General features: G+C 60.3%; 19 protein-coding genes. 12 read left to right on the top strand and 7 right to left on the bottom strand.

Annotated elements, in window-relative coordinates; all coding sequences use genetic code 11:
• Positions 1 to 245 precede the first annotated feature (245 nt).
• Positions 246 to 863 (top strand): 16S rRNA (guanine(527)-N(7))-methyltransferase RsmG, encoded by a 618-nt coding sequence (gene rsmG / locus AAFH49_RS12730; protein ID WP_342298606.1) that lies wholly within the window; start codon positions 246 to 248, stop codon positions 861 to 863.
• A 12-nt stretch (positions 864 to 875) separates the two neighbouring features.
• Here rsmG and AAFH49_RS12735 read toward each other — a convergent pair whose 3' ends face one another.
• Both AAFH49_RS12735 and AAFH49_RS12740 read right to left on the bottom strand, forming a co-directional pair.
• On the bottom strand, positions 876 to 2633 hold the full coding sequence (locus AAFH49_RS12735) for a hypothetical protein (protein WP_342298607.1): 1758 nt from the start codon (positions 2631 to 2633) through the stop codon (positions 876 to 878).
• Positions 2634 to 2778: 145 nt separating this feature from the next.
• Positions 2779 to 3759, bottom strand: coding sequence for a YheT family hydrolase (locus AAFH49_RS12740; protein WP_342298610.1), 981 nt, complete (start codon positions 3757 to 3759; stop codon positions 2779 to 2781).
• A 286-nt stretch (positions 3760 to 4045) separates the two neighbouring features.
• On the opposite strand from AAFH49_RS12740, the gene rpsT reads away from it, so the two are divergent.
• Positions 4046 to 4297, top strand: a complete 252-nt coding sequence (gene rpsT / locus AAFH49_RS12745; RefSeq protein ID WP_168674786.1) for a 30S ribosomal protein S20 — start codon at positions 4046 to 4048, stop codon at positions 4295 to 4297.
• A gap of 201 nt (positions 4298 to 4498) precedes the next feature.
• A complete protein-coding gene (locus tag AAFH49_RS12750) occupies positions 4499 to 6034 on the top strand; it encodes a hypothetical protein (protein WP_342298613.1) in 1536 nt (511 codons plus the stop codon).
• Between the two features lie 82 nt (positions 6035 to 6116).
• On the opposite strand, the gene pyk is transcribed toward AAFH49_RS12750, so the two are convergent.
• Positions 6117 to 7556, bottom strand: a complete 1440-nt coding sequence (gene pyk, locus AAFH49_RS12755; protein ID WP_342298614.1) for a pyruvate kinase — start codon at positions 7554 to 7556, stop codon at positions 6117 to 6119.
• Between the two features lie 268 nt (positions 7557 to 7824).
• On the bottom strand, positions 7825 to 8253 hold the full coding sequence (locus AAFH49_RS12760; protein WP_342298616.1) for an IPExxxVDY family protein: 429 nt from the start codon (positions 8251 to 8253) through the stop codon (positions 7825 to 7827).
• Positions 8254 to 8415: 162 nt separating this feature from the next.
• On the opposite strand from AAFH49_RS12760, the gene AAFH49_RS12765 reads away from it, so the two are divergent.
• The 7 genes from AAFH49_RS12765 (at position 8416) to lgt (ending at position 15342) form a co-directional block, all read left to right on the top strand.
• The gene (locus tag AAFH49_RS12765; RefSeq protein WP_019948606.1) at positions 8416 to 8652 is read left to right on the top strand and encodes an acyl carrier protein; all 237 of its coding nucleotides are present in this window, start codon (positions 8416 to 8418) and stop codon (positions 8650 to 8652) included.
• 168 nt (positions 8653 to 8820) lie between these two features.
• Complete coding sequence (fabF, locus tag AAFH49_RS12770) at positions 8821 to 10071, top strand: beta-ketoacyl-ACP synthase II (RefSeq protein ID WP_342298632.1); 1251 nt, start codon at positions 8821 to 8823, stop codon at positions 10069 to 10071.
• A gap of 177 nt (positions 10072 to 10248) precedes the next feature.
• On the top strand, positions 10249 to 10974 hold the full coding sequence (gene rnc / locus AAFH49_RS12775; RefSeq protein ID WP_342298634.1) for a ribonuclease III: 726 nt from the start codon (positions 10249 to 10251) through the stop codon (positions 10972 to 10974).
• A gap of 214 nt (positions 10975 to 11188) precedes the next feature.
• Positions 11189 to 13105 carry an NAD(+) synthase gene (gene nadE, locus AAFH49_RS12780; protein WP_342298637.1) on the top strand — a complete coding sequence of 639 codons (1917 nt, stop codon included), beginning with the start codon at positions 11189 to 11191 and terminating at the stop codon, positions 13103 to 13105.
• 212 nt (positions 13106 to 13317) lie between these two features.
• Entirely contained in the window at positions 13318 to 13959 is a 642-nt protein-coding gene (locus AAFH49_RS12785; protein ID WP_342298639.1) for an RNA polymerase sigma factor, read from the top strand.
• A complete protein-coding gene (locus AAFH49_RS12790) occupies positions 13952 to 14233 on the top strand; it encodes a hypothetical protein (RefSeq protein WP_342298641.1) in 282 nt (93 codons plus the stop codon). The genes AAFH49_RS12785 and AAFH49_RS12790 overlap by 8 nt, the downstream gene beginning before the upstream one ends.
• 98 nt (positions 14234 to 14331) lie before the next feature.
• Positions 14332 to 15342 carry a prolipoprotein diacylglyceryl transferase gene (gene lgt / locus AAFH49_RS12795; protein ID WP_342298644.1) on the top strand — a complete coding sequence of 337 codons (1011 nt, stop codon included), beginning with the start codon at positions 14332 to 14334 and terminating at the stop codon, positions 15340 to 15342.
• 101 nt (positions 15343 to 15443) lie between these two features.
• On the opposite strand, the gene AAFH49_RS12800 is transcribed toward lgt, so the two are convergent.
• Genes AAFH49_RS12800 through AAFH49_RS12810 form a run of 3 tightly spaced genes read right to left on the bottom strand, consistent with a single transcriptional unit; the run spans position 15444 to position 17373 of the window.
• Positions 15444 to 16349: a hypothetical protein gene (locus tag AAFH49_RS12800; protein WP_342298645.1), complete on the bottom strand. Its 906-nt coding sequence runs from the start codon at positions 16347 to 16349 to the stop codon at positions 15444 to 15446.
• 44 nt (positions 16350 to 16393) lie between these two features.
• Positions 16394 to 16618, bottom strand: a complete 225-nt coding sequence (yidD, locus tag AAFH49_RS12805; protein ID WP_198066967.1) for a membrane protein insertion efficiency factor YidD — start codon at positions 16616 to 16618, stop codon at positions 16394 to 16396.
• A gap of 20 nt (positions 16619 to 16638) precedes the next feature.
• Positions 16639 to 17373: a M48 family metallopeptidase gene (locus AAFH49_RS12810; protein WP_342298648.1), complete on the bottom strand. Its 735-nt coding sequence runs from the start codon at positions 17371 to 17373 to the stop codon at positions 16639 to 16641.
• A gap of 106 nt (positions 17374 to 17479) precedes the next feature.
• On the opposite strand from AAFH49_RS12810, the gene AAFH49_RS12815 reads away from it, so the two are divergent.
• Both AAFH49_RS12815 and AAFH49_RS12820 read left to right on the top strand, forming a co-directional pair.
• Positions 17480 to 18430, top strand: coding sequence for a PorV/PorQ family protein (locus AAFH49_RS12815; RefSeq protein WP_342298649.1), 951 nt, complete (start codon positions 17480 to 17482; stop codon positions 18428 to 18430).
• A gap of 71 nt (positions 18431 to 18501) precedes the next feature.
• Positions 18502 to 20595: a ComEA family DNA-binding protein gene (locus AAFH49_RS12820; RefSeq protein WP_342298651.1), complete on the top strand. Its 2094-nt coding sequence runs from the start codon at positions 18502 to 18504 to the stop codon at positions 20593 to 20595.
• Positions 20596 to 20742: the final 147 nt, after the last annotated feature.

The raw sequence follows: 20742 nt of genomic DNA on the forward strand, positions 1-20742 counted from the left end.
GCACACCAAGCAGATTATTTAATCGCAAAAAAGCCCCGGCGCAAGTCGGGGCTTTTTTTGTGCATTTGGGCTTGAGTAATAAAAAAAGAACGGTCATGCTGAGCGCAGTCGAAGCATCTCTACCGCAGTAGTAATCAATTCCGCCACAACGAAGCGGTAGAGATGCTTCGACTGCGCTCAGCATGACGTTCTGGTTTTGTTCTTCGAAATGAGCGAAACGGCCCAAACCGTGCACCTTTGCACCCATGAACCTCTTGCAGCACTACTTCCCCGAACTTACTCCGCAGCAGCTCCAGCTTTTCCAGCAGCTCGAAACCGAGTTCCGCGCCACCAACGAAGCCATCAACCTCGTGTCGCGCCCCGACATGGAGAATTTCACGGAGCGCCACGTGCTGCACTCGCTGGGCATCGCCAAAGTCATCCAGTTCCCCAAAGGCAGCGCCGTGCTCGACGTGGGCACCGGCGGCGGCCTGCCCGGCCTGCCCCTCGCCATCATGTTCCCCGAAGTGCACTTCCACCTCGTGGATAGCATTGGCAAGAAAATCCGGGCCGTGCAGTTCATGGCCGCCGCGCTGGGCCTGAACAACGTGACCGCCGAGCAAACCCGCGCCGAGCAGGTACGCGCCAAATATGACTTCGTGGTGAGCCGCGCCGTGGCCCGCCTCGCCACCTTCCACCCCTGGATTGCCCACCGTTTCAAGCCCCAGGGGGCACCCGGCTCCGGCCTTTACTACCTCAAAGGCGGCGACTTAACTGAGGAAATTGCCGAGTCCGGTCTCAAAACCAAAGTCACGGATTTGAGCGACTTCTACAACGAAGAATTCTACGAGACGAAGAAGGTGGTTTTCGTGCCCGCGAAATAGTTGGTTCACTGCTTATTGCTTTGTCATGACAAACCGGGCCGTGCGGCCGTCGGTGGTAGGTACCCGCACGGTGTAGCTACGCAAAGGCAGTTTCAGGCGCTGGTGAGTTGCATTATCGGCGGTGGCTTCGATGCGACCGATGAGACCACCGGAGATGTTGGCAAAAGAAATACCCGCCGGTAGCGACAGCTTGTAGCCCGAGGGAAACTTGCGGATGTAGCACGGAACGAAGCCCAGCGTGGGCGGCTGGCCGTTGTCGTTGGTCATGTAGTAGGTCGCTGCCACCTCGGGGCCGTCGGTGGCACGGGGCGGGTTTATCGTGATGATGTAATTGATGATAGTACTATCCAGCACCGTGGTGCCGCTGCGGATGTACGGCACCACGCTACGTGCTGTCCAGGAGCCCAGCAGTGCGGTTTTGTAAATGCTCATCGAATCGACCGGCGTAAAGTCGCAGCGCACGGTTACGTTCTGCTTCGTGGTGATTCCCAGCGTTGCATTTTCATACACTGCGTCGAAATTGAAGGATGTGGGCCCGGTGAGAGTGGTACTGCTGGCTACGAGCGCCAGCTTCTCGCCCACTGCCGACACGGCCAGGTTTATCGCCGAGTTTGAAATGTTGCGAATCTTCAAAATTCGGGTCGACATCGACTTGTATTTCCGGTCCAGCGCCTGCTTGATGGGGCTCACGAACGCACTCACCGGCTGCGCGTTCCCAAACCACGCCCGCACTAGGTTAAAGCCATTAATAAACCGATTCTGAACATTTTGTAGCTTCGACTGCGCCGAGAAAACGCCCTGCATAAACGCCGAGCCCGAGGCGTCGCTCGTCATCAGGGCCCGGCCCACGGTCACGGCATCACAGGTAAAAGTATTGCCCGCCGTCCACGAAAAGCCTTGGGCATTGTTCAATTCAAAGCTGTGCACCAACGAGTAATTTTCGCCCAGCTGCTTGAGCAGCTTCAGCGACTGCGTGAGCTGCAGAATGCCCGCCGTCGCCGCGCCCACCGCCAAAATCTTGGTTACGAATGTGGGGTCGGGCGTACCAACCAATAGCGCAAATGTGCCAACACAGGCCGTCGTCTTGATGGCACTACTGACGAAGGCTAAGCCGATGGCCTCAAAATCTGCGCCGGGGTCGGCGGTGGCGGTAGTAGCGGTGCCGCCAGCCGGCCGGCGCGGCACGGTCCGGAAATTTACCAAATCCATGGGCAGGTTGCGCAGCACATAAGCCGCCGCCAGTTTGTCGCTGGCCGAAAGGCTGCTTCGCATGGTGCCAAACGTTTGTTGCAGGCTGCGCATAGAAGCCACATCCTGCGCCTCTACCGGGGCTATGCTGTCACGGCTTAGCTCGGCTAGGTGGTTGATGGCGTTGGTTAGTTGGGTATTGAAATCGGTCAAGGCCTGGTCGGCATCCTTGATGGGCATGTAATTGCCCATCGTCAGCGTCGGCGACGATTTCGCATGTAGCGCCGAAAGGTCGAGCGGGAGTGGCCCGGAGGGCAGCACGGGCACCAGGAAAACAGCCTGTCGGGCGTCAATCTTCGTCAGCCGCACCGTTTCGCCGCCCACTTTTATCTGCCAGTCGCTGCCGTCTAAATCAGCAGCAGCTTCAAGAATCACCGCCTCGCCGGGAGTCACCGAGCTTTTATTAAGCGTAATGGTCTGGGTTTGGTCGGCACCCGGTTTTTCTTCTTCCTTTTTGCAGCCCGAAATTGTCAGGAAAAAAGCGGGCAGCAGTAATACAAGGAGGCGGAATAGTTTAGGCATAAGCGGATGAATAATGCGGCGGCGAATGCAGCTTGCTTCTTAGCAGCTGCATCAAGCCATGACCAACAAAACTAGATTTGCCTGTCAGCGCTTGCAATACCTGCTTTCAGGTATTTCTCACCTCACTTATGCTCTTAATGTTTCGCTAGCCGGGCACTTCCGCTGTCAGAAATTCCACCGCCCGGCGTTCCGAATAATAGTCCCCGCTACTCTCCGCAAAGCCGACGTGCCCACCCTCCGGCGGTGTTTCGAGGAACACAAAGGGCGAATCAGCCGCCGTCTCCCACGGGTAGCAGGAAGCCGGTAGAAACGGGTCGTTCTGGGCATTCACCAGCAGCGTGGGCACCCGAATGCCGCTGAGGTAGCGGCCGGAGCTGGCATATTGGTAGTAGGCTTCAGCCGAATCAAACCCGTGCATGGGCGCGGTGTATTTGTCATCAAACTGCGGGAAGTTGCTCAGTTCCTCCAGGCCTTCCAAATCGACCTGGCCAGGCATGAGAGCGGCTTTGTCACGAATTTTCTGGCGCAGCGTCTTCAAAAAGCGGCGCATATAAACCTGGTTCTGCAGCCGGCCGATGTGTACCGAGCTGGCTTTTAAATCCGTTGGCACCGAGAACACCGCCGCCCGCTGCACTTCGGCCGGTACGCGGTCCGCGTCCTCGCCCAGGTACTTCAACGTCACGTTTCCACCCGCCGAGAAGCCCAGCAGGTAGGCCCGCTGGTAGCGGCCGGAAGCCAGCGCATGACGCAGCACCAGGTCCAAGTCCTCCGTGTCGCCGAGGTGGTAGGAGCGGAGCAGGCGGTTCATCTCGCCGCCGCAGCTGCGGTAGTTCCACGCCAGCGCGTCGAGGCCGGCGCGGTTGAGGGCGCGCACCATGCCCCGCACGTAGGGCCGTGAAGCATCGCCTTCGAGGCCGTGCGATACGATGGCGAGGCCGTTGGTAGGCCGGTTTTCGGGCAGGCGGCTCCAGTCCAGGTTCAGGAAGTCGCCGTCGGGCAGCTCCAGGCGCTCGCGCTGGTAGGCCACGTCGGGCACGGTGCGCCAGAGGCTGGGCACAATGGTCTGCAAATGGCCGTTGAACAGGTAAAACGGCGCCTGATAGTGGGATTCTGCGACGAGCGGCATGGCACGTAGGGGCTAGGAAGTGGCAGGGCGCGCTGAGTGGGAGAAGGGGCTGGTAAAGTTCTCACCTAATCGGCATGCATACTAATTTAGATGCTCTAAAGTGAATTTGGAATGAGCATAGACGGATTTAGTGGTGATTTTGCGCAGTGCTATGGAATAGAAATGGAATAGAATAAGCTTTGCCTCAAGATTTTTGGCGGCAGGGTTTGAATTTGTCGGGCGGATTCGTACCTTTGCCCTCCCAAACACAGAACTCAAGCATAACGCTCTTATATATTTCCTGCTCATGGCAAACCATAAGTCGGCCCTCAAACGCATCCGCAGCAACGAAGCCAAGCGCGTGTTGAACCGTTACCAGCACAAATCCACCCGCACGGCTATCAAAAAGCTCCGTACGACGACCGACAAAACGGCCGCTCAGGAGCTGCTGAAGAAGGTGACTTCTATGCTGGACCGTCTGGCCAAGAAGAACATCATCCACAAGAACAAAGCTGCTAACAACAAAAGCAAGCTGACAAAGCTCGTCAACGCGCTTTAGTGCGAGACGAGCCTAGCGAGGCCAGACTGCGCCGCCCCAAGGTCTGGTCTCGCGCTCCTTACAAAAAGCCCTGCTCAATCTTGAGCAGGGCTTTTTGCGTGTAAACAGGTTTTTTGGTGGAGTAACATAGTTTTATTCGGGAGTAAGTACCGAATGCTTACCTTACGGGCAGTATTCCACATCAACTACCCCCCCCGCACCATGAAACACGCCTACCCCTGGGCGCGGCCTTTACTGGCCGCGCTGTTCTCGTTTATTGCCTTAGGTACCAGTGCGCAGCAGGCATGGCGGCCGTTTCGGCCGGGACTGATTTACACGTATGAAGTGCCGGGCAGTACCAGCACCGGCCCCTATACTACGGTTGGTATTTACACCTTGCGGCTCGACTCTGCTTATGTAACAGCTACGGGCGACTCGGCTTGGGCATTCAACCGGGTGCTGCGCGAAACGACGGGCCAGGTACCCGCAGAAGGACTTTACGGCCGATTCCGCAAGAGTCGCAACAACTTGTTTGGTCAGCGCCTGCGCTGGCAGCCGGGCTCCACGGAATACACCCTGGAAACCGTGACGGAAGGAACTGCGCAATCGGCTACGTCGCTGCTATTGCGCCCGCAGGCTGCCGTGGCCAGCACTTGGGTGGCCAATGCGGCATCAAATATTACTGCTACGCTGACCAGCCGGGGCTTGCAAACGGTCAATGGCCAATCTGATATGGTGGCCACCATAACCCTGAGTACGGGGCCGGTGATACGGCTAAGCCAGAATTACGGGCTGATAGAAGGACCGCAATGGTTGACTCTCAACGGCAGCCCGCGACAATGGGTGGCGACGCAGCTGCCCGCTACGGTGGCGCAATCGCCCTACAGCCCTCTGCGCTTGTTTGATTTGCAGCCGGGCGACGAAATAGGCTATCAGGCTTTTCCTATTATCATCACACCCTTCGAATGCTCACAAGTACGTAGCCTGCGCCGGTTTTCGGCACGCAGCCAAGTGGGTGATTCGCTCATTTACACGTTTCAGGAGCAAACCCGAACGGAAAATCTTAGTGTTGGAGCTCCCGGTTGCTCTGCCACTCCAGGTACTTATTACAGTGGCATCGCAACCTACCGCTGGGCCTTTTCGCTGAGTACGGGTAAATCAAGGCAGTTTACAGACACTCCCATGCTGACAGGAGAGTACCGCATGAGCAGTGGTGGTGTTTTCCTGAGCCGTGGAATTGTTCAGATACAGCCCGGGGGAAGCGGGTGCACCGGAAGCCAACAGATAGTGTACGACCAGCTTTTTACGTATGGAGCTAATGACAATACCTTTGGGCGGCTTCCCGACATTGACCCCTTGGTATGTTTTTCACCAGACCTTGGTTTGGGGGCTATAAGAAGCAGAAGTACTGCAATCACCTACTATCGCCGCACCCGGAACGGCACTACCACCACCTGCGGCAGCCCTTCCAGCTTCGTAAACCTGCTGCCCACCCGCGCCGCCCAGGCCGCCGCCATCGCCACGCTGCACCCCAACCCTGCTACCGAAGCCGCCACGCTCACGCTGGCCATGCCGGCCCGCCCCGGCACCACGTTGCGCCTCACCGACGCGCTGGGCCGCGCCGTATGGCGCGCGCCCGTACCCGTTGGCCAAACGGCCGTGGCCGTGCCGCTGGCCGGGCAGCCCGCCGGCCTCTACCTGCTGCACCTCACCGGCCCCGATGGCGCTAGTGCCACCTGGAAGCTGACCCACGAATAGCCCGATTATCACCACAAAAAAAGAGCCCGCTACTTTCGCAGCGGGCTCTTTTCGTATCCGGCCAACTGGCCGGCGGTATGATTTAGGCGATGCTCACCTTCACCATATTGGCTTTGCCTTTGTCCTGGATGGGCATCGAGCCGGTGGTGATGTACACGTCGCCGGCCTCCAGGTGGCCGGTGGTGGTGAGGACGTAGCGGATGTCGGCCACGGTGCTGTCGGTGCTCACGAGGCGGTCGTAGTAGAAGCCGCGCACGCCCCACACCAGGCTCAGGGCCGTGAGCAGGGGGCGGTTGTCGGTGAAGATGAAGATGTTGGCTTTGGGGCGGTACTTGGCCAGTTGGAAGGCCGTGTAGCCGCGGTGCGTCATGCCGGTAATGGCTTTGGCCCCGGTGTTTTTGGCCAAGTGGCACGAGGCCGACAGGATACTATCGGCCATGAAGTTGGTGCCTTTGGGGTCGACGGGCCACCACTTGTGGAACAGCTGCGGGCTGCGGCTTTCCACGCTCAGGATGGTGCCCACCATCGAGCGAATGACCTCGGCGGGGTAGGCGCCCACGGCGGTTTCGGCCGAGAGCATCACGGCATCGGCCCCGTCGAGCACGGCGTTGGCCACGTCGCTGGTTTCGGCGCGGGTGGGGCGGGGAGCCGTAATCATCGACTCCATCATCTGAGTAGCTACGATGACGGGCTTGCCGGCCGCATTGCACTTGGCAATAATCATCTTCTGGGCCATCGGCACCTCTTCCATCTTCACTTCCACGCCGAGGTCGCCGCGGGCCACCATCACGGCATCGGTGATGGCGATGATTTCGTCGATGTTGCGCAGGCCGTCGGGCGTTTCAATCTTGGCTACCACGCGCGTGGTTTTGCCGGCGTCGGCAATCAGCTTTTTGATGAAGCGAATGTCGTCGGCTTTGCGGGCAAAGCTCAGCGCCACCCAGTCCACGTCGTGCTCCAGGCCGAATTTCAGGTCTTCGATGTCCTTTTCCGTCATCGACGGGGCCGAAACTTCCGAGTCGGGCAGGTTGATGCCTTTGCGGGGCTTCACCAAGCCGCCGTAAACCACTTCCACGTCCACTTCCTTGTCGCGGTCGGTGGCCAGCACTTTCAGTTCGATTTTGCCGTCGTCAATCAGAATCTGGTCGCCCGCTTTCACGTCGCGGGCCAGGCCCAGGTAAATAGTGCTCAGGCGTGTGGCGGTGCTGATTTCCTTCTCGCCGCACACCAGCTTGATTTTATCCCCGGCCTTGATTTCCACGCCGCCGCCTTCTACCTCACCCAAGCGAATTTTCGGTCCCTGCAAATCCTGCAACAAGCCCACCGACGTCCGCATGTCCTTGTTCAGCCGCCGCACCGTGTTGATAACCGACAGGTGCTCCTCGTAAGCGCCGTGCGAGAAGTTGAGCCGGAACACGTCCACGCCTTCGCGCATGAGAATGCCGAGGCGCTCATACGTATTGGAAGCGGGGCCGACGGTGGCCACGATTTTGGTTTTGTTAAATGAATTGGGGGTTTCCATGCGTTGGGATGAAATGTCGGAACAAAAAAACTCCCCTCCTTAAAGCAGAAGGGGACGCTGGCGCGGCGCGCAAGCTTGGGCCTTTGGCGGGGCTGGCGACGGCACCCGTCACCGCAAAAGTCGTTTAATTTAACCGAAAACCCTACCGTTCGCCGCCGTACTTAGCAGGAGTTTTTCGGGGCAAACGTTTGTTTGTCGCCTTGTTGAGCGTGCTGGCGCTTTGGTTTATTCCGGTAATGCAAAGCGCCGCGCTGCGCCAGCCCGGCAATCACATTATCAAGTTCTCCTTATACTTGAGCGAATTCGGGTCGAACTGGCAGGCGTACTGCACGGCATCGAGCGCGGTGAGGCGCTGGAGCAGCTCATCGTCGGCGAGGTGGCCGCTGCCGTTGGTCACGGCCAGCAGGTAGTCGTATTCCTTGATATCGGGGGCCAGGTAGGGCTTTTTGAGGCTGGACGGGGCGATGGAGCGGTTGCGCAGCAGCCGCAGCGTGAGGCTCTCGGTGGTGTATAAATAGTTCGTAAATAACAGCCGGCCTTGGCTGAAGAGATTCAGCAGCAATTCGGGCTGTTTGACGAGGCGCAGGCGCAGGGCGCGGTTCAGCGTCCAGGCCAGGGTATAGTCGCGGGTGCTGCTCACCAGCCCGAACAGGGCGAAGTCGCACTCGTAGTCAACATCCAGGGTGAAAGTTTTCATAGCGGCCACAAAAGGGGCACCCGCGGGCGGGAAGCGGCAAAGCTACGGCCCACAACGGGCCGTCGCCATAATGTTGTACCCGCATTTCAGAAGCGCGGCCGTGGGTTAGTTGGAAAATCTCTCGTTACTTTGTGCCGTAGTTTTCCCTAAACCCCCACGGAAATGTCTGAAATCGCAGAAAAAGTAAAGGCCATTATTATTGATAAACTGGGCGTTGAAGCCTCCGAGGTTACCCCCGAGGCAAGCTTCACCAACGACCTGGGTGCCGACTCGCTGGATACCGTCGAGCTGATTATGGAGTTCGAAAAGGAATTCAACGTGAGCATCCCCGACGACCAGGCCGAGAACATCGGTACCGTGGGCCAGGCCATCAGCTACCTCGAAGAGCACGCTAAGTAGTTTTCCCTCATTCTGAGCAATACGAGCAATTTGCGTAAATAATCTTTACCCGATTTCCGCGTTTTGCCTGGAATGAATACCTAAGTTCTGCGCATACCGGCCGGCTAGCCGCCGGCCGGTTTTGCTGTTTAATCCCGCTTCACCTTTCGCGCCTCTGGCGCCTGACTTATGTCGTCCATCCGACGGGTTGTCGTTACCGGCCTTGGAGCCATCACACCGCTGGGCAATACTGCCCCGGCTTACTGGGAAGGCCTGCGCACGGGCGCCAGCGGCGCGGCCACCATCACGCGCTTCGACCCCACCAAGTTCAAAACCCGCTTCGCCTGCGAAGTGAAAGGCTACGAAGCCGACAATTTCTTCGACCGCAAGGAGCACCGCAAAATGGACCTGTTCACGCAGTTCGCCGTGGTGGCGGCCGATGAGGCCATCGCTGACTCGGGCCTGCTGGAAAGCGGCGTTGACAAGGACCGCGTGGGCGTGATTTGGGGCTCCGGCATCGGCGGCCTGAAATCATTGCAGGAAGAATGCTTCCAGTTTGAGCGCGGCGACGGGACGCCCCGTTACTCGCCCTTCTTCATCCCGCGCATGATTGCCGACTCCTCGTCGGGCAACATCAGCATCAAAAACGGCTTCCGTGGGCCGAATTTCGTGACCACGTCGGCCTGCGCCTCGTCGAACGACGCCATCATTGCGGCCTTCAACAACATCCGCCTCGGCCTCGCCGATGCCGTGATTACTGGCGGTTCCGAAGCGGCCATCACCGAATCGGGCGTGGGCGGCTTCAACGCCCTCAAGGCCATGAGCGAGCGTAACGACGACCCGGCTTCGGCCTCGCGGCCTTACGATAAGGACCGCGACGGCTTTGTGCTAGGCGAAGGGGCCGGCGCGCTGGTGCTCGAAGAGTACGAGCACGCCAAAGCGCGCGGTGCCAAAATGTACGCCGAGCTGATTGGTGGCGGTATGTCGTCGGACGCCTACCACATCACCGCGCCCGACCCCAGCGGCAGTGGCGTGGTGCTGGTGATGAAAAATGCCCTGCGCGATGCCGGCATCACCACCACCGACGTGGACTACATCAACACCCACGGCACCAGCACGCCCTTGGGCGATGGCGCTGAAATCAAGGCCATTGAGCAGGTTTTTGGCGAGCACGCCGAGAAGCTGAACATTTCCTCGACCAAAAGCATGACCGGCCACCTGCTGGGCGGTGCCGGCGGCATCGAGGCCGTGGCCTGCCTGCTAGCCATGCAAAACAGCCTGGTGCCCCCCACCATCAACCTGCACACGCCCGACCCGGAAATTAACCAGGCGCTGAACTTCACACCGAACGTGGCGCAGCCCCGCGAGGTGCGCGTGGCTATGAGCAACACGTTTGGCTTCGGCGGTCACAATACGTCGGTGATTTTCCGCAAGCTGTAGGTTGACGTTGTCAGCGAACAGTTTTCCGAACGTCATGCTGAGCGCAGTCGAAGCATCTTTACCTTGCAACTAATCATGCTGTTTGATTTAGTATTGCGGTAGAGATGCTTCGGCTACGCTCAGCATGACGTTCTTTTTTGGGCTTTCTTTTCTGCCGAATCTTTAAAATCCTTCCCTTTGCTCGGTTTCGTTTCCCGTTTTTTTGCTTCTGATAAAGCGTTTCGGCAGGCGGTAGCCACCGTGACGGGCCAGACGCCCAAGAATGCCCGGCTCTACCGACTGGCGTTCACGCACTCATCGGCGGTGCGGCAGCAGCCCGCTATTGGCAAGCACCAGACCAATGAGCGGCTAGAGTTTCTCGGCGATGCCGTGCTGGGCACGGTGGTGGCCGAATACCTGTTCAAAAAGTACCCCTACGAGCAGGAGGGCTTCCTGACGGAGGTGCGCTCGCGCATCGTGAACCGCGAAAGCCTGAACGGCATCGCCCTCAAACTGGGCCTCGACGGACTGGTGCAGCTGGATGCCGCGCAGGGCCGCGCCGCCCGCTCGCGCTCCGTGAACGGCAACGCGCTGGAGGCGCTGGTGGGGGCGGTGTACCTGGATTTGGGCTATAAAGCGGCCCGGAAATTCATCCTCACGCGCCTCGTGAAGGGCTTTGTGGACGTGCACACGCTCACTACCACCACTGCCAACTTCAAGAGCAAGCTGGTGGAATGGGCGCAGCGCCAGGGCAAGGTCCTGCGGTACGACATCACGGGCGAGGCCCGGCCGGGCGGTATGATGGAGTTCACGGCTAACGTGCTGCTGGATGAGGAAATCATCGCCACCGGCATGGGCCTGAGCAAGAAGCAGGCGGAGCAGCTGGCGGCTGAGCGGGCGCTGACGGAGTTGGGCGTGGCTTAACGCTTCAATCGTTTCACTCGTTGACTAGCCCCAGCGGGGCGGCATATTGGTAGTTAATTGCTCTCCTGAAATCAAAAAAGCCCCAGCGGGGCGACACTCGCACAACGAGTGTCGCCCCGCTGGGGCTTTTTCCGTTTGATATTCGTCGATTTCTACCAACATGTCGCCGCTCTGCGGCTTTTACATTGTATCCACGCACTTAAATCGGAACCCCATGCGTATCGCCGGAGCTGCCCTCAACCAGATTCCTATTGACTGGAATAACAACCTGCGGAATATCCAAACAGCCATTGAGCAGGCCAAAAGCGCGGGCGTGGAGCTGCTGTGCCTGCCCGAGCTGTGCCTGACTGGCTACGGCTGCGAGGACCTGTTTCTGAGCGACTGGATGCCCGAGGCGGCGCTGGCCCACCTACAAAAGGTGCGCGAATGGACGCACGGAATTTGCGTGGTGGTAGGCCTACCGGTGCGCCTGCCGGGCCGCACCTACAACACGGCGGCGGTGCTGCGCGACGGCCATATTCTGGGCTTCGCGGCCAAGCAGTTTCTGGCCAATGATGGCGTGCATTACGAAACGCGGTTTTTTGCGCCGTGGGTGGCGGGCGAAACCGGCACCGTGAGCTGGGAAGGGGAGACGTGGCCGTTGGGCGACCTCGTTTTTGAGCACCAGGGCGTGCGCTTTGGCTTCGAGATTTGCGAAGATGCCTGGCGGGCGGATAATGTGCGGCCAGCGTGCCGGCTGATGGGCAAGGTGGATTTGATTGTGAATCCGTCGGCCAGCCACTTTGCGATGAGCAAGACCGATGTGCGCTACCAGCTGGTGATGAAGGCCTCGCGCACGTTTGATTGCACGTATCTGTACGCCAATTTGCTGGGGAATGAGGCCGGCCGCATCATCTTCGACGGTGAAATTCTGGTGGCCCGCAATGGGCATTTATTGAAGCGCAACCAGCTGCTGAGCTTCAAAGAAGTGGATTTGGAATGGGTGGACGTGGACTTCACGACCAAGCCGGAGCCGGCGGCCGAAATCGTGCCGCTGCCTGCGCCTGATGAGTATAAGGAGCTGAACCAGGCCATGAGCCTGGCACTGTTCGACTACCTGCGCAAGGCGCGCAGCCGGGGCTTCGTGCTGAGCTTGAGCGGCGGGGCGGACTCGTGCTTTTGCGCCGTGGGCGTGGCCGAAATGGTGCGCCTGGGTGTGGAAGAGTTGGGTCTGGATGAGTTCAAGCGGCGCAGCGGCTGCTTCCCGGCGGCGAGCGAAACGGTGGTGCAACAGGCCGGAGCGGGCGGCAGCGCGGCTCAGGTTGTGGAAACGCCGGAAGCTCAAAGTAACTTAAGCACCAATCAGCAGCTGGTGCGGCAACTGCTGACGTGCGCTTACCAAGGCACCGTAAATTCTTCTGATGACACCTTCAACTCGGCTAAGGATTTGGCCGATAGCATCGGGGCGCGGTTTTTTAACTGGGAAATTGATGAGGAAGTAGCTGGCTACGTGGGCAAAATTCAAGGGGCGCTTGGCCGCGATTTAACCTGGCAAACCGATGATTTAGCCTTACAAAACATTCAGGCGCGGGTGCGGGCTCCCGGCATCTGGCTGCTGGCCAACGTGCAAAACTGTCTGCTCATCACCACTTCCAACCGCTCGGAGGCCAGCGTGGGATACTGTACTATGGACGGCGATACGGCCGGCAGCATCTCGCCTATCGCGGGCGTAGACAAGGACTTTGTAAAAAAGTGGCTGCGCTGGGCCGAAACTGAGTTGGGCTACCCGGCCCTGCGCCACGTCAACGCCCTGCAGCCCACCGCCGAGCTGCGCCCCCTAGCCGATAAGCAGACCGACGAGCGCGACCTCATGCCCTACGTCCTGCTAAACCGCATCGAACGGCTGGCCTTCTACGACCGCCTCAGCCCGCGCCAGGTGTTGGCCGCGCTGGATGGCGAGGCCACCGGCTTCGACCACGAGCAGTTGAAAGCCTTCGTGCGCCGCTTCTACAGCCTCTGGAGTCGCAACCAGTGGAAGCGGGAGCGGTACGCGCCCTCGTTTCACCTCGATGATTATAACGTGGACCCACGCTCCTGGCTGCGGTTTCCGATTCTCAGTGGCGGGTTCAGTGAGGAGCTGGCGGCGCTGTAGCGCGTGCTCATATGTTGGCCAGCGGAGAAAGCCGCAGAATGTAAATGACTGTGTATTATATATTGATGGTCAGTAAATTGGCTGAAATGTGTCGTGAATGGCGCAAGTTTTCCGCGTTGAGTGGTCCTAACGCTGTGTAACTTCTTCAAGCGCGGCACTTAGCCGCTGCGGAAGCTGCGAAGACATCTTGCCAACATTTAGTGCCGGAGCCTGTGACTTGTGCTATTCCACTGTTTTCGACTCCTGAATCATCGGCTTGCGCCGAAGTGGTTGCGCCGGTAATTGATGCGGATGCCGAACTTATCGAGCAGTTGCAAAGTGGAAGCGAAGTTGCCTTTCGGACCCTAGTCGACCGTTATCAGAACCGCGTTTACCGCACCGCGCTTTCGCTGCTGCGCAACGCGGAAGAAGCGGAGGACGTGGCCCAGGAGGTTTTTGTGGAGGTGTATCAAACCATCGGACGGTTTCGGGGCGAGGCGGCGCTGAGCACTTGGCTCTATCGCCTGGCTACGTCCCGGGCCCTGAAAAACCGCCGCCGGGCGCAGGCCAAAAAGCGCTTCGCCTTTTTCACCAGCCTGCTGGGCTTCGGCAATGAGGTGCTACACGAGCCACCCGACCACGCCCACCCGCTCACGCTGCTCGAAGGCCGGCAACAGCTCCAGTTGCTGATGGCCCACATCGCCCGGCTGCCCGACCAGCAACAGGTGGCCTTCACACTACGCCACGAGCAGGAGCTGAGCTACGAGGAGATTGCGGCCGTGCTCGGTACCACCGTGGCCGCCGTCGAATCGCTGTTGTTCCGCGCCCGGCAAACCCTTCGCAAACACATTCAACCGTCTTTTCGCCATGTCTAATTCCGATGCCCGCCCCGGTACTGACCAAGAATGGGAAGACCTGATGGCGCAGCTGCGCACCCAGCCACTGGCGCAGCACCGGCCCTTTTTCTACACCCGCGTGCAGGCCCGGCTGGCTACCGCACCCCCCCCAGCCTGGCGGCCGGGCTGGATACGCCGGCCCGCCTATGCCCTGCTGCTCGGGGCCCTGGTGCTGCTTCTGGGCGGCGACGACGCGGCTATCGCGTCGGCGGGGGGCGCGACGGTGGCGGCCAGCGCACCCGCCCCGCGCTGATTACGCTGCCGCGGCCATTGCATCGACTTCCGTTTTTTGCTGCCCGGTGCCAAGCCGGGGGCTGAGTACCTTTGACCTTCTATTTCATTTTCGCCCGCATGTTTCCTTCTCTCGACGCCATTCTTTGGAACGTCAACCCCATTATTGCTCACCTCGGGCCGGTCACGCTGCGCTGGTACGGGTTGTTTTTCATGCTGCCCTTCGTGGTGGGCACGTTCATTCTCACGCACATCTACCGCTCGGAGCGGGTGTCGCCGCAGTGGGTCGATGTGATTACGATTTACATGCTCATCGGCACCATCGTGGGGGCGCGGCTAGGGCACATGCTTTTTTATGATTTCGATGCTCTGAAAGCCGACCCGATGGTCGTGTTTAAAATCTGGCAGGGCGGCTTGGCCAGCCACGGTGCGACCATTGGCATCCTGTTCGCCTGCTGGCTGTTTGCCCGCAACAACAAGTTCGATTACCTGTGGGTGCTCGACCGGATTGTGATTGTGGTGGCGCTGGGCGGGGCGTGCATCCGCACCGGCAATCTGATGAACTCCGAAATCGTGGGCAAGCCCAGCAGCGCGCCGTGGGCCTTCACCTTCCCGCGCGACGTGGACCATCTGCTGCCCGTGACGCGCCCGCTGCCCGCCGGGGCCGTGCAGGTAGCCGCCGAGCCCGTGCGCTTCCAGGACGGCACTACCAGCTACCGCCTGCTGCCCGAAGGCACGGCCGTCGCTCCCGAGGCGCCTATGGCCGTGCCGCGCCACCCCACCCAGATTTACGAGGCACTGTTCTGCATTTTCCTGCTGGCCCTGCTCTACTCGATGTGGAACCGCACGAAGGAGCGCACGCCGCGCGGGCAGCTATTTGGGCTATTCGTGGTGCTGCTGTTTACGCAGCGCTTTCTGGGCGAATATCTGAAGGAAAACCAAGTGGCGTTTGAAAACGGTCACCTGTTCAACCAAGGCCAGCTGCTGAGCATTCCGCTGATTTTTATCGGTATCTGGGTGCTGTGGCGTGCCGGCAAGGACCCGGAAAACCCCTACGGCTACGCTCCGCGTGACCTGGGCAAGGAGGGCGACTCGCAGCCCACGTCCGGCCTGGACCAGCCGCGCGCGTAGCTCGGGTTAGATTCTGACAAAGTAAAGAGAGGTTTCGCAGGGACTAGCACATTGCCCGTCCTTGCGAAACCTCTCTTTATTTCGTGAAGCTCCGTGTGTGCTTACGGCAGCTTGTACTCGTATAAATCGCCTTTCTCAGTGCTGATTAGCAACGTACTGTCGTCCTTGAAAACCGCGCCTTCCGTCTGGCCGGCCCCGGCGAGAGAAATCTGGCGGGGCGTGGCTTTCAGGATTTCAGCCCAGGAATTTCCATCGAGAATGAACAGCTCGCCGCGGCCCAGCAACACCAGGCGGTGGCCGTCGGCACGGAGGGCGGCATCGGTCACTTGACCCGGAATGGCTAGCGATGTTACCTTCTTGGCGGTGTAGGTGCCGGGTTGGTCGGGCACGGTGTACACGTTGCTGGCGCGGTCCTGGCCCCGGTCTTTGGTGAAGAGGTATACCTGGCCATCGTGCCAGAGGCTGGCTTCGCAGTCGAAGTTGCGCTGCTTTTTCTTGGGCGGAAACTCGCGCTGGTCGGAATATGTGAAGGCGATGGTGCCGACGGATTTGGGGCTGTCGGGCCGGAACTTGAAGATTTTGAGGTTGCGGCGCGTGCTTTCGTTGTTGCCGCAGTCGCCGATGTAGTAGTTGCCGCTGCCGTCGCGGCTCAGGCTTTCCCAGTCGGTATTGGTGGCCGGCACGTCGATGGTGCGGATGAGCTGGCCCGAGCCGCTGATTTCGTAGAGCGTGGGCGAGTTGCCGTCGTCGCCGAAGCTGAAATAGTTGCCGCTTTCCGGGGCGGGGGCCAGGCCCGAGCTTTCGGGCACTTTGCCCTTGAGTGAGCCGACTTTGCTGAGGCCTGCGATTTCAGCCGCCGCGTTTTTATCCTTGCGGCGGTCGCCGCCTTTAGGCATATCAACCCCCGCGGATGTCGGCGAATCGGTGGTTTTATCGGGTTGAGCCTGCGAGCAGGCTGCGGTGAGCATCAGGACCAACGCGGCCGGCACAAGGGGAATAAAGCGCATTAACGTAAAGCAACTGGTGAGCTTACCTATACGCAGGCCGCGGTTTAGGGTACGGGGTCGTAGCCGTGGCCGCCCCAGGGGTGGCAGCTGGCAATGCGCCGCAACGCCAGCCACCCGCCCCGCCACGGCCCATACTTGTTGATGGCCTGCACCGCATATACCGAGCATGTGGGCGCATAGCGGCAGCTCGGCGCGGTGAGCGGCGAAATGAAGCGCTGGTAGAACCAGACGAGGCCGAGAAAAAGGGCGCGGAAGAAGCGGGACAGCATAGCGAATATGAAAACAGCAGCTACTTCGGCAGCGCATTCAGCTCCTGCTTCCACCGTTCCCAGTCGGGCAGCAGCCGGGTTTGCAGGTCATAAAAGGCCTTGGAGTGGTCGCCTACTAGCAGGTGGCAGCACTCGTGTAGCAGCACGTAGTCGAGGCACTCGGGGCGGGCGCGCACCAGCTCCGGCGAGAGGCGGATGCGGGCCGAGCGCGGCGTGCAGCTGCCCCAGCGCGTCTGCATCTGGCGCACGGATAGGGTAGGGCGCATGAGATTGAATTCGGTGAAGCGCGGCCACACCCGCACCAGTGCTTCGGCGAAAAGCGGCCCGGCCTGGCGGGCGTACCAGGTGTGGAGCAGGGCTTCGGTTTGGGCCGACGTTAGGGGCGCGGGCGTGGCGATTATTAACTCATCGCCTTCCACCGTCACAGTCGCCCGGCGGGCTTCGGCGAAGCGCAATTGATAGGGCTGGCCTTGGTAATAATGCGGGCTGCCGGCCTCAAAATGCCGGGTGGGAGCGGGCGCGGGCCGGTTGGCAAACGCTTCCTGGTGCTTGATAATCCAGTCGGCTTTTTTCAGCACCTGCTGGGCCACCCATTCGGGCGAAGTGCCGGCCGGGGCGCTGATGTGCACGCTGCCATCGGGCCGCACGGCGAAGCCGATGGTGCGCCGCGACCGGAACACAAGCGTGTAGCTGAGGGATTGATTTCGGTAAGCAATGGTTTCGCGGCGGGGCGCGGCAGAGAAGGAGCGGGGCATGGGACGGCAAGTTCGGCAGCGGTGCCGGAATGCTTAACCGCTTGGGCCGGCAAAATAATTTCGGGTCGAATTGAGCCAATCGCAGCCAAGTTGCTACCTTACCGTTATGAAACACGGTTTACCTAAATATATTTCTACTTTCTGTTTTCTTGTTGTTGTCTCGGCTCTGTGGCCGGTGGCTTCGGTGCGGGCGCAGGGCAACGGCCCAGGCGTGCGCGGGGCCCGCGCCGCCGCGCTCAGCAACGCCTCGGTGGCCCTTTCCGGCGAGGTATGGAGCATGGGCAACAACGTGGCCGGCATCAGCGAAATCCAACGGCCCAGCGTGGGCTTCTACGCTGAAAACCGCTATTTCAGCTCGGCCCTGAACGTGGGCGCGCTCACGGTGGCCCTGCCCCTGGGCCGCACCACCGCTCCCGACGCGGGCGGCGTGATGCAAGGGGCCGAGGGCGCCGCGCCGTCGCTGAGCCCCGCAGTTGCGCCCACCTGGGCGCGCAATGGTGTGGTGGCCTTGGAAGTCCAGCGCTTCGGTGGGGTGCTATACAATGAAACCCGCGTGGGCGCGGGCTACGCCTACCGCTTCGGCCAAATCAGTCTGGGGGCGCGGGCCGATATGCTGCAAGTGAGTATCGAGGGGCTGGGCAGCCGGCGCGTGGTGCTGGGCACGCTGGGCGGCCAGATTGAAATAGTGCCCCGCCGGCTCAGCTTCGGGGCTTCGCTCTACAACCTTGGCCAGACCAAGCTGGCCAGCTACCAGGACGAGCGGGTGCCCACTATCCTCAAAGCCGGCCTCGCCTACCGTCCCGGCAGCCAGGTGCTGCTGTTGGTGGAAACCGAAAAGGACGTGGAGCGCGCCGCCAATTTCAAGGTGGGCCTGGAATACCGGCCGGTGCCGGTACTGGCCGCCCGCCTGGGTCTGGCCTCGCTCACCGAGCAGGCCAGCGCGGGCATTGGCGTGCTGGCCGGCGCGTTTCAGATTGACTACGCGGCGGCGTTTCAGCAGGCGCTGGGTTTCAGCCAGCATTTGAGCGTGAGTAAATCGTGGGGCGGGAAGCAATGAGGAAAAATCTACGCTTACGCCCTGGTTTCAGCCTGCGGAATGGGTTGGCCGGGCTCATAGTTTGCGGGGCCTTGCTAATCGGGCAAACCGCAAATGCCCAGGACTACGTGCGCCGCGCCCCGGATTTGGACCGCCTGACGCAGGAATTGTTTGCCGAAATTCAGTCGGACGAAGTGCCTTATGAGGACCTCTACGAGACGCTGCTCCAGTATTATCAGACACCCATCAACCTTAATACCGCCACCCGCGAAGAGCTGCGCTCGCTGCTGCTGCTCAATGAAAACCAGATAACCACGCTGCTCAACCACCGCCAGGCCAACGGCGACCTGCTGAGCGTGTATGAGCTGCAAAGCATTGAGGGCTACGACCTGCGCACGATAAACCGCATTCTGCCCTTCATCGGGGTGCAGAGCAGCGGCCGGAACTCGGCCCGCGGCTCGCTCTGGCAGCGCATTGCTCGCGAGGATAATAATGCGCTTTACCTGCGCTACGAGCGGGTGCTGCAGCAGCGCCAGGGCTACACGCCGCCCACGCTCTACCAGGGCCAGCCTACCACGCGCTACCTCGGCTCGGCCGATAAGATGCTGATTCGCTACCGGGTGAGCCACACCAAGGATTTCAGCGTGGGCTTTTCGATGGAAAAGGATGCCGGCGAGCCCATTGTGTGGAACCCTAAGAATGGGCAGTTTGGGGCCGATTATGTGTCGGCGCACCTGCTCATTCAGGAGCGGGGCAAGCTGAAATCCCTGGCGCTGGGTGATTATCAGCTGCAATTTGGGCAGGGCTTGCTGCTATCGTCGGGCCTGGGCGTGGGCAAGGGCGCGGAGACGATTACGACCCTGCGGCGCTCGTCGGTGGGCGTGCGGGCGTATTCATCGCTGCTCGAAAACTCGTTTTTTCGGGGCGGCGCGGCTACGTATCAGGTGGCGCCTACGGTGCAGGCCACGGGCTTCGTGTCGCACAAGAACGTGGATGCCAACCTGCAGCAAAGCCAGGATTCGTTGGCGCAGTACGACGAGTTTACCTCGGGCCTGCTCTACACCGGCTTCCACCGCACGGCCTCGGAAATTGCCAACCGGCACCGGCTGGCCGAAACCATCGGGGGCGGCAATGCCACCTACACCAGCCGCGACGGCAACCTAGCCATCGGAGCTACCGGCGTGTTCACGCACTACGGCACGCCCATTCTCAAACGGCCCGAACCTTATAATTACTTCGAGTTCAGCGGCCGCGAAAACCTGGCCCTGAGCCTGAATTACAGCTACGTCTACCGCAACTTCCTGCTCTTTGGCGAAACGGCGCGTAGCACCGGCGGCGGCCTGGGCACCGTGAACGGCTTGCTGGCCAGCCTCGGCTCCAGCGTGGACGCGGCCCTGCTGGTGCGGCACTACGATTCCAATTTTCACACCCTCTACGGCAACGCCTTTAGCGAAAACACCCGCAACATCAACGAAACCGGTGTTTACATCGGCCTGAAAGTGCGGCCCGTGGCCCGCTGGGAAATCTCGGCCTACTACGACCAGTTCCGCTTCCCGTGGCTGCGCTACCGCGCCAGCGCCCCCACCGACGGCCACGATGCCCTCGTGCGCGTGGCCTACTCGCCGACCAAAACCAGCCTGCTCTACGTGCAGCTGCGCCAGCGCCTCAAGCCCCGCGACCTAGCCAGCACCGACCTCCTCAACCTCGACCCCAACCGCGCCCTGCCGCTGCCCGGCGAGCAGTTGCGCCAGAGCATTCTGGTGTACTACAATACCGTCATCTCGCCGCAGCTGGAGTTGCGCACCCGCATGCAGGCCCTGCGCCTGCGCGACGACGACGGCCTGGCCTGGCGCAGCGGCTACGTGCTGGCCCAGGACGTGGCCTACCATTTCAACCGCACCCTCAAGCTCACGGCCCGCTACTCCATCTTCGATGCCGATGACTACGACTCGCGCCAGTACGTGTATGAGCAGGATGTGCTATTGGCCGTGTCGGTGCCGGCCCTCTATGGCCAGGGCACGCGGGTGTACGGCATCGCCGAAATCCGCGTCAACCGCGCCCTGACGCTCTGGCTGCGCTACGCCGAAACCCGCTACCGCCACCAGGACGTGGTGGGCACGGGCCTGGAATCCATCCAGGGCTCACTGCGTGGCGAGGTGAAAGCGCAGCTGCGGGTGAAATTTTAGCGCGAAAATTCCGGCCCGTACTTAGTCATCGCCCGTCTGGCATTGCCCGGCGGGTGGTGGCACAAGTACGGCATGTTGTAGCAAATAGTCATTTGATTTATTCCAATTAATAGTTGTTGTCTTTGAATTAATCAATGATACATGCCA

Source organism: Hymenobacter segetis (genome assembly GCF_038448715.1).
GTDB classification, from domain to species: domain Bacteria; phylum Bacteroidota; class Bacteroidia; order Cytophagales; family Hymenobacteraceae; genus Hymenobacter; species Hymenobacter segetis.

Excerpts from the sequence above, each read along its gene's own strand:
- rsmG (WP_342298606.1), top strand. The coding sequence starts at position 246 with ATGAACCTCTTGCAGCACTACTTCCCCGAACTTACTCCGCAGCAGCTC.
- AAFH49_RS12735 (WP_342298607.1), bottom strand. The coding sequence starts at position 2,633 with ATGCCTAAACTATTCCGCCTCCTTGTATTACTGCTGCCCGCTTTTTTC.
- AAFH49_RS12740 (WP_342298610.1), bottom strand. The coding sequence starts at position 3,759 with ATGCCGCTCGTCGCAGAATCCCACTATCAGGCGCCGTTTTACCTGTTC.
- rpsT (WP_168674786.1), top strand. The coding sequence starts at position 4,046 with ATGGCAAACCATAAGTCGGCCCTCAAACGCATCCGCAGCAACGAAGCC.
- AAFH49_RS12750 (WP_342298613.1), top strand. The coding sequence starts at position 4,499 with ATGAAACACGCCTACCCCTGGGCGCGGCCTTTACTGGCCGCGCTGTTC.
- pyk (WP_342298614.1), bottom strand. The coding sequence starts at position 7,556 with ATGGAAACCCCCAATTCATTTAACAAAACCAAAATCGTGGCCACCGTC.
- AAFH49_RS12760 (WP_342298616.1), bottom strand. The coding sequence starts at position 8,253 with ATGAAAACTTTCACCCTGGATGTTGACTACGAGTGCGACTTCGCCCTG.
- AAFH49_RS12765 (WP_019948606.1), top strand. The coding sequence starts at position 8,416 with ATGTCTGAAATCGCAGAAAAAGTAAAGGCCATTATTATTGATAAACTG.
- fabF (WP_342298632.1), top strand. The coding sequence starts at position 8,821 with ATGTCGTCCATCCGACGGGTTGTCGTTACCGGCCTTGGAGCCATCACA.
- nadE (WP_342298637.1), top strand. The coding sequence starts at position 11,189 with ATGCGTATCGCCGGAGCTGCCCTCAACCAGATTCCTATTGACTGGAAT.
- AAFH49_RS12790 (WP_342298641.1), top strand. The coding sequence starts at position 13,952 with ATGTCTAATTCCGATGCCCGCCCCGGTACTGACCAAGAATGGGAAGAC.
- lgt (WP_342298644.1), top strand. The coding sequence starts at position 14,332 with ATGTTTCCTTCTCTCGACGCCATTCTTTGGAACGTCAACCCCATTATT.
- AAFH49_RS12800 (WP_342298645.1), bottom strand. The coding sequence starts at position 16,349 with ATGCGCTTTATTCCCCTTGTGCCGGCCGCGTTGGTCCTGATGCTCACC.
- yidD (WP_198066967.1), bottom strand. The coding sequence starts at position 16,618 with ATGCTGTCCCGCTTCTTCCGCGCCCTTTTTCTCGGCCTCGTCTGGTTC.
- AAFH49_RS12810 (WP_342298648.1), bottom strand. The coding sequence starts at position 17,373 with ATGCCCCGCTCCTTCTCTGCCGCGCCCCGCCGCGAAACCATTGCTTAC.
- AAFH49_RS12815 (WP_342298649.1), top strand. The coding sequence starts at position 17,480 with ATGAAACACGGTTTACCTAAATATATTTCTACTTTCTGTTTTCTTGTT.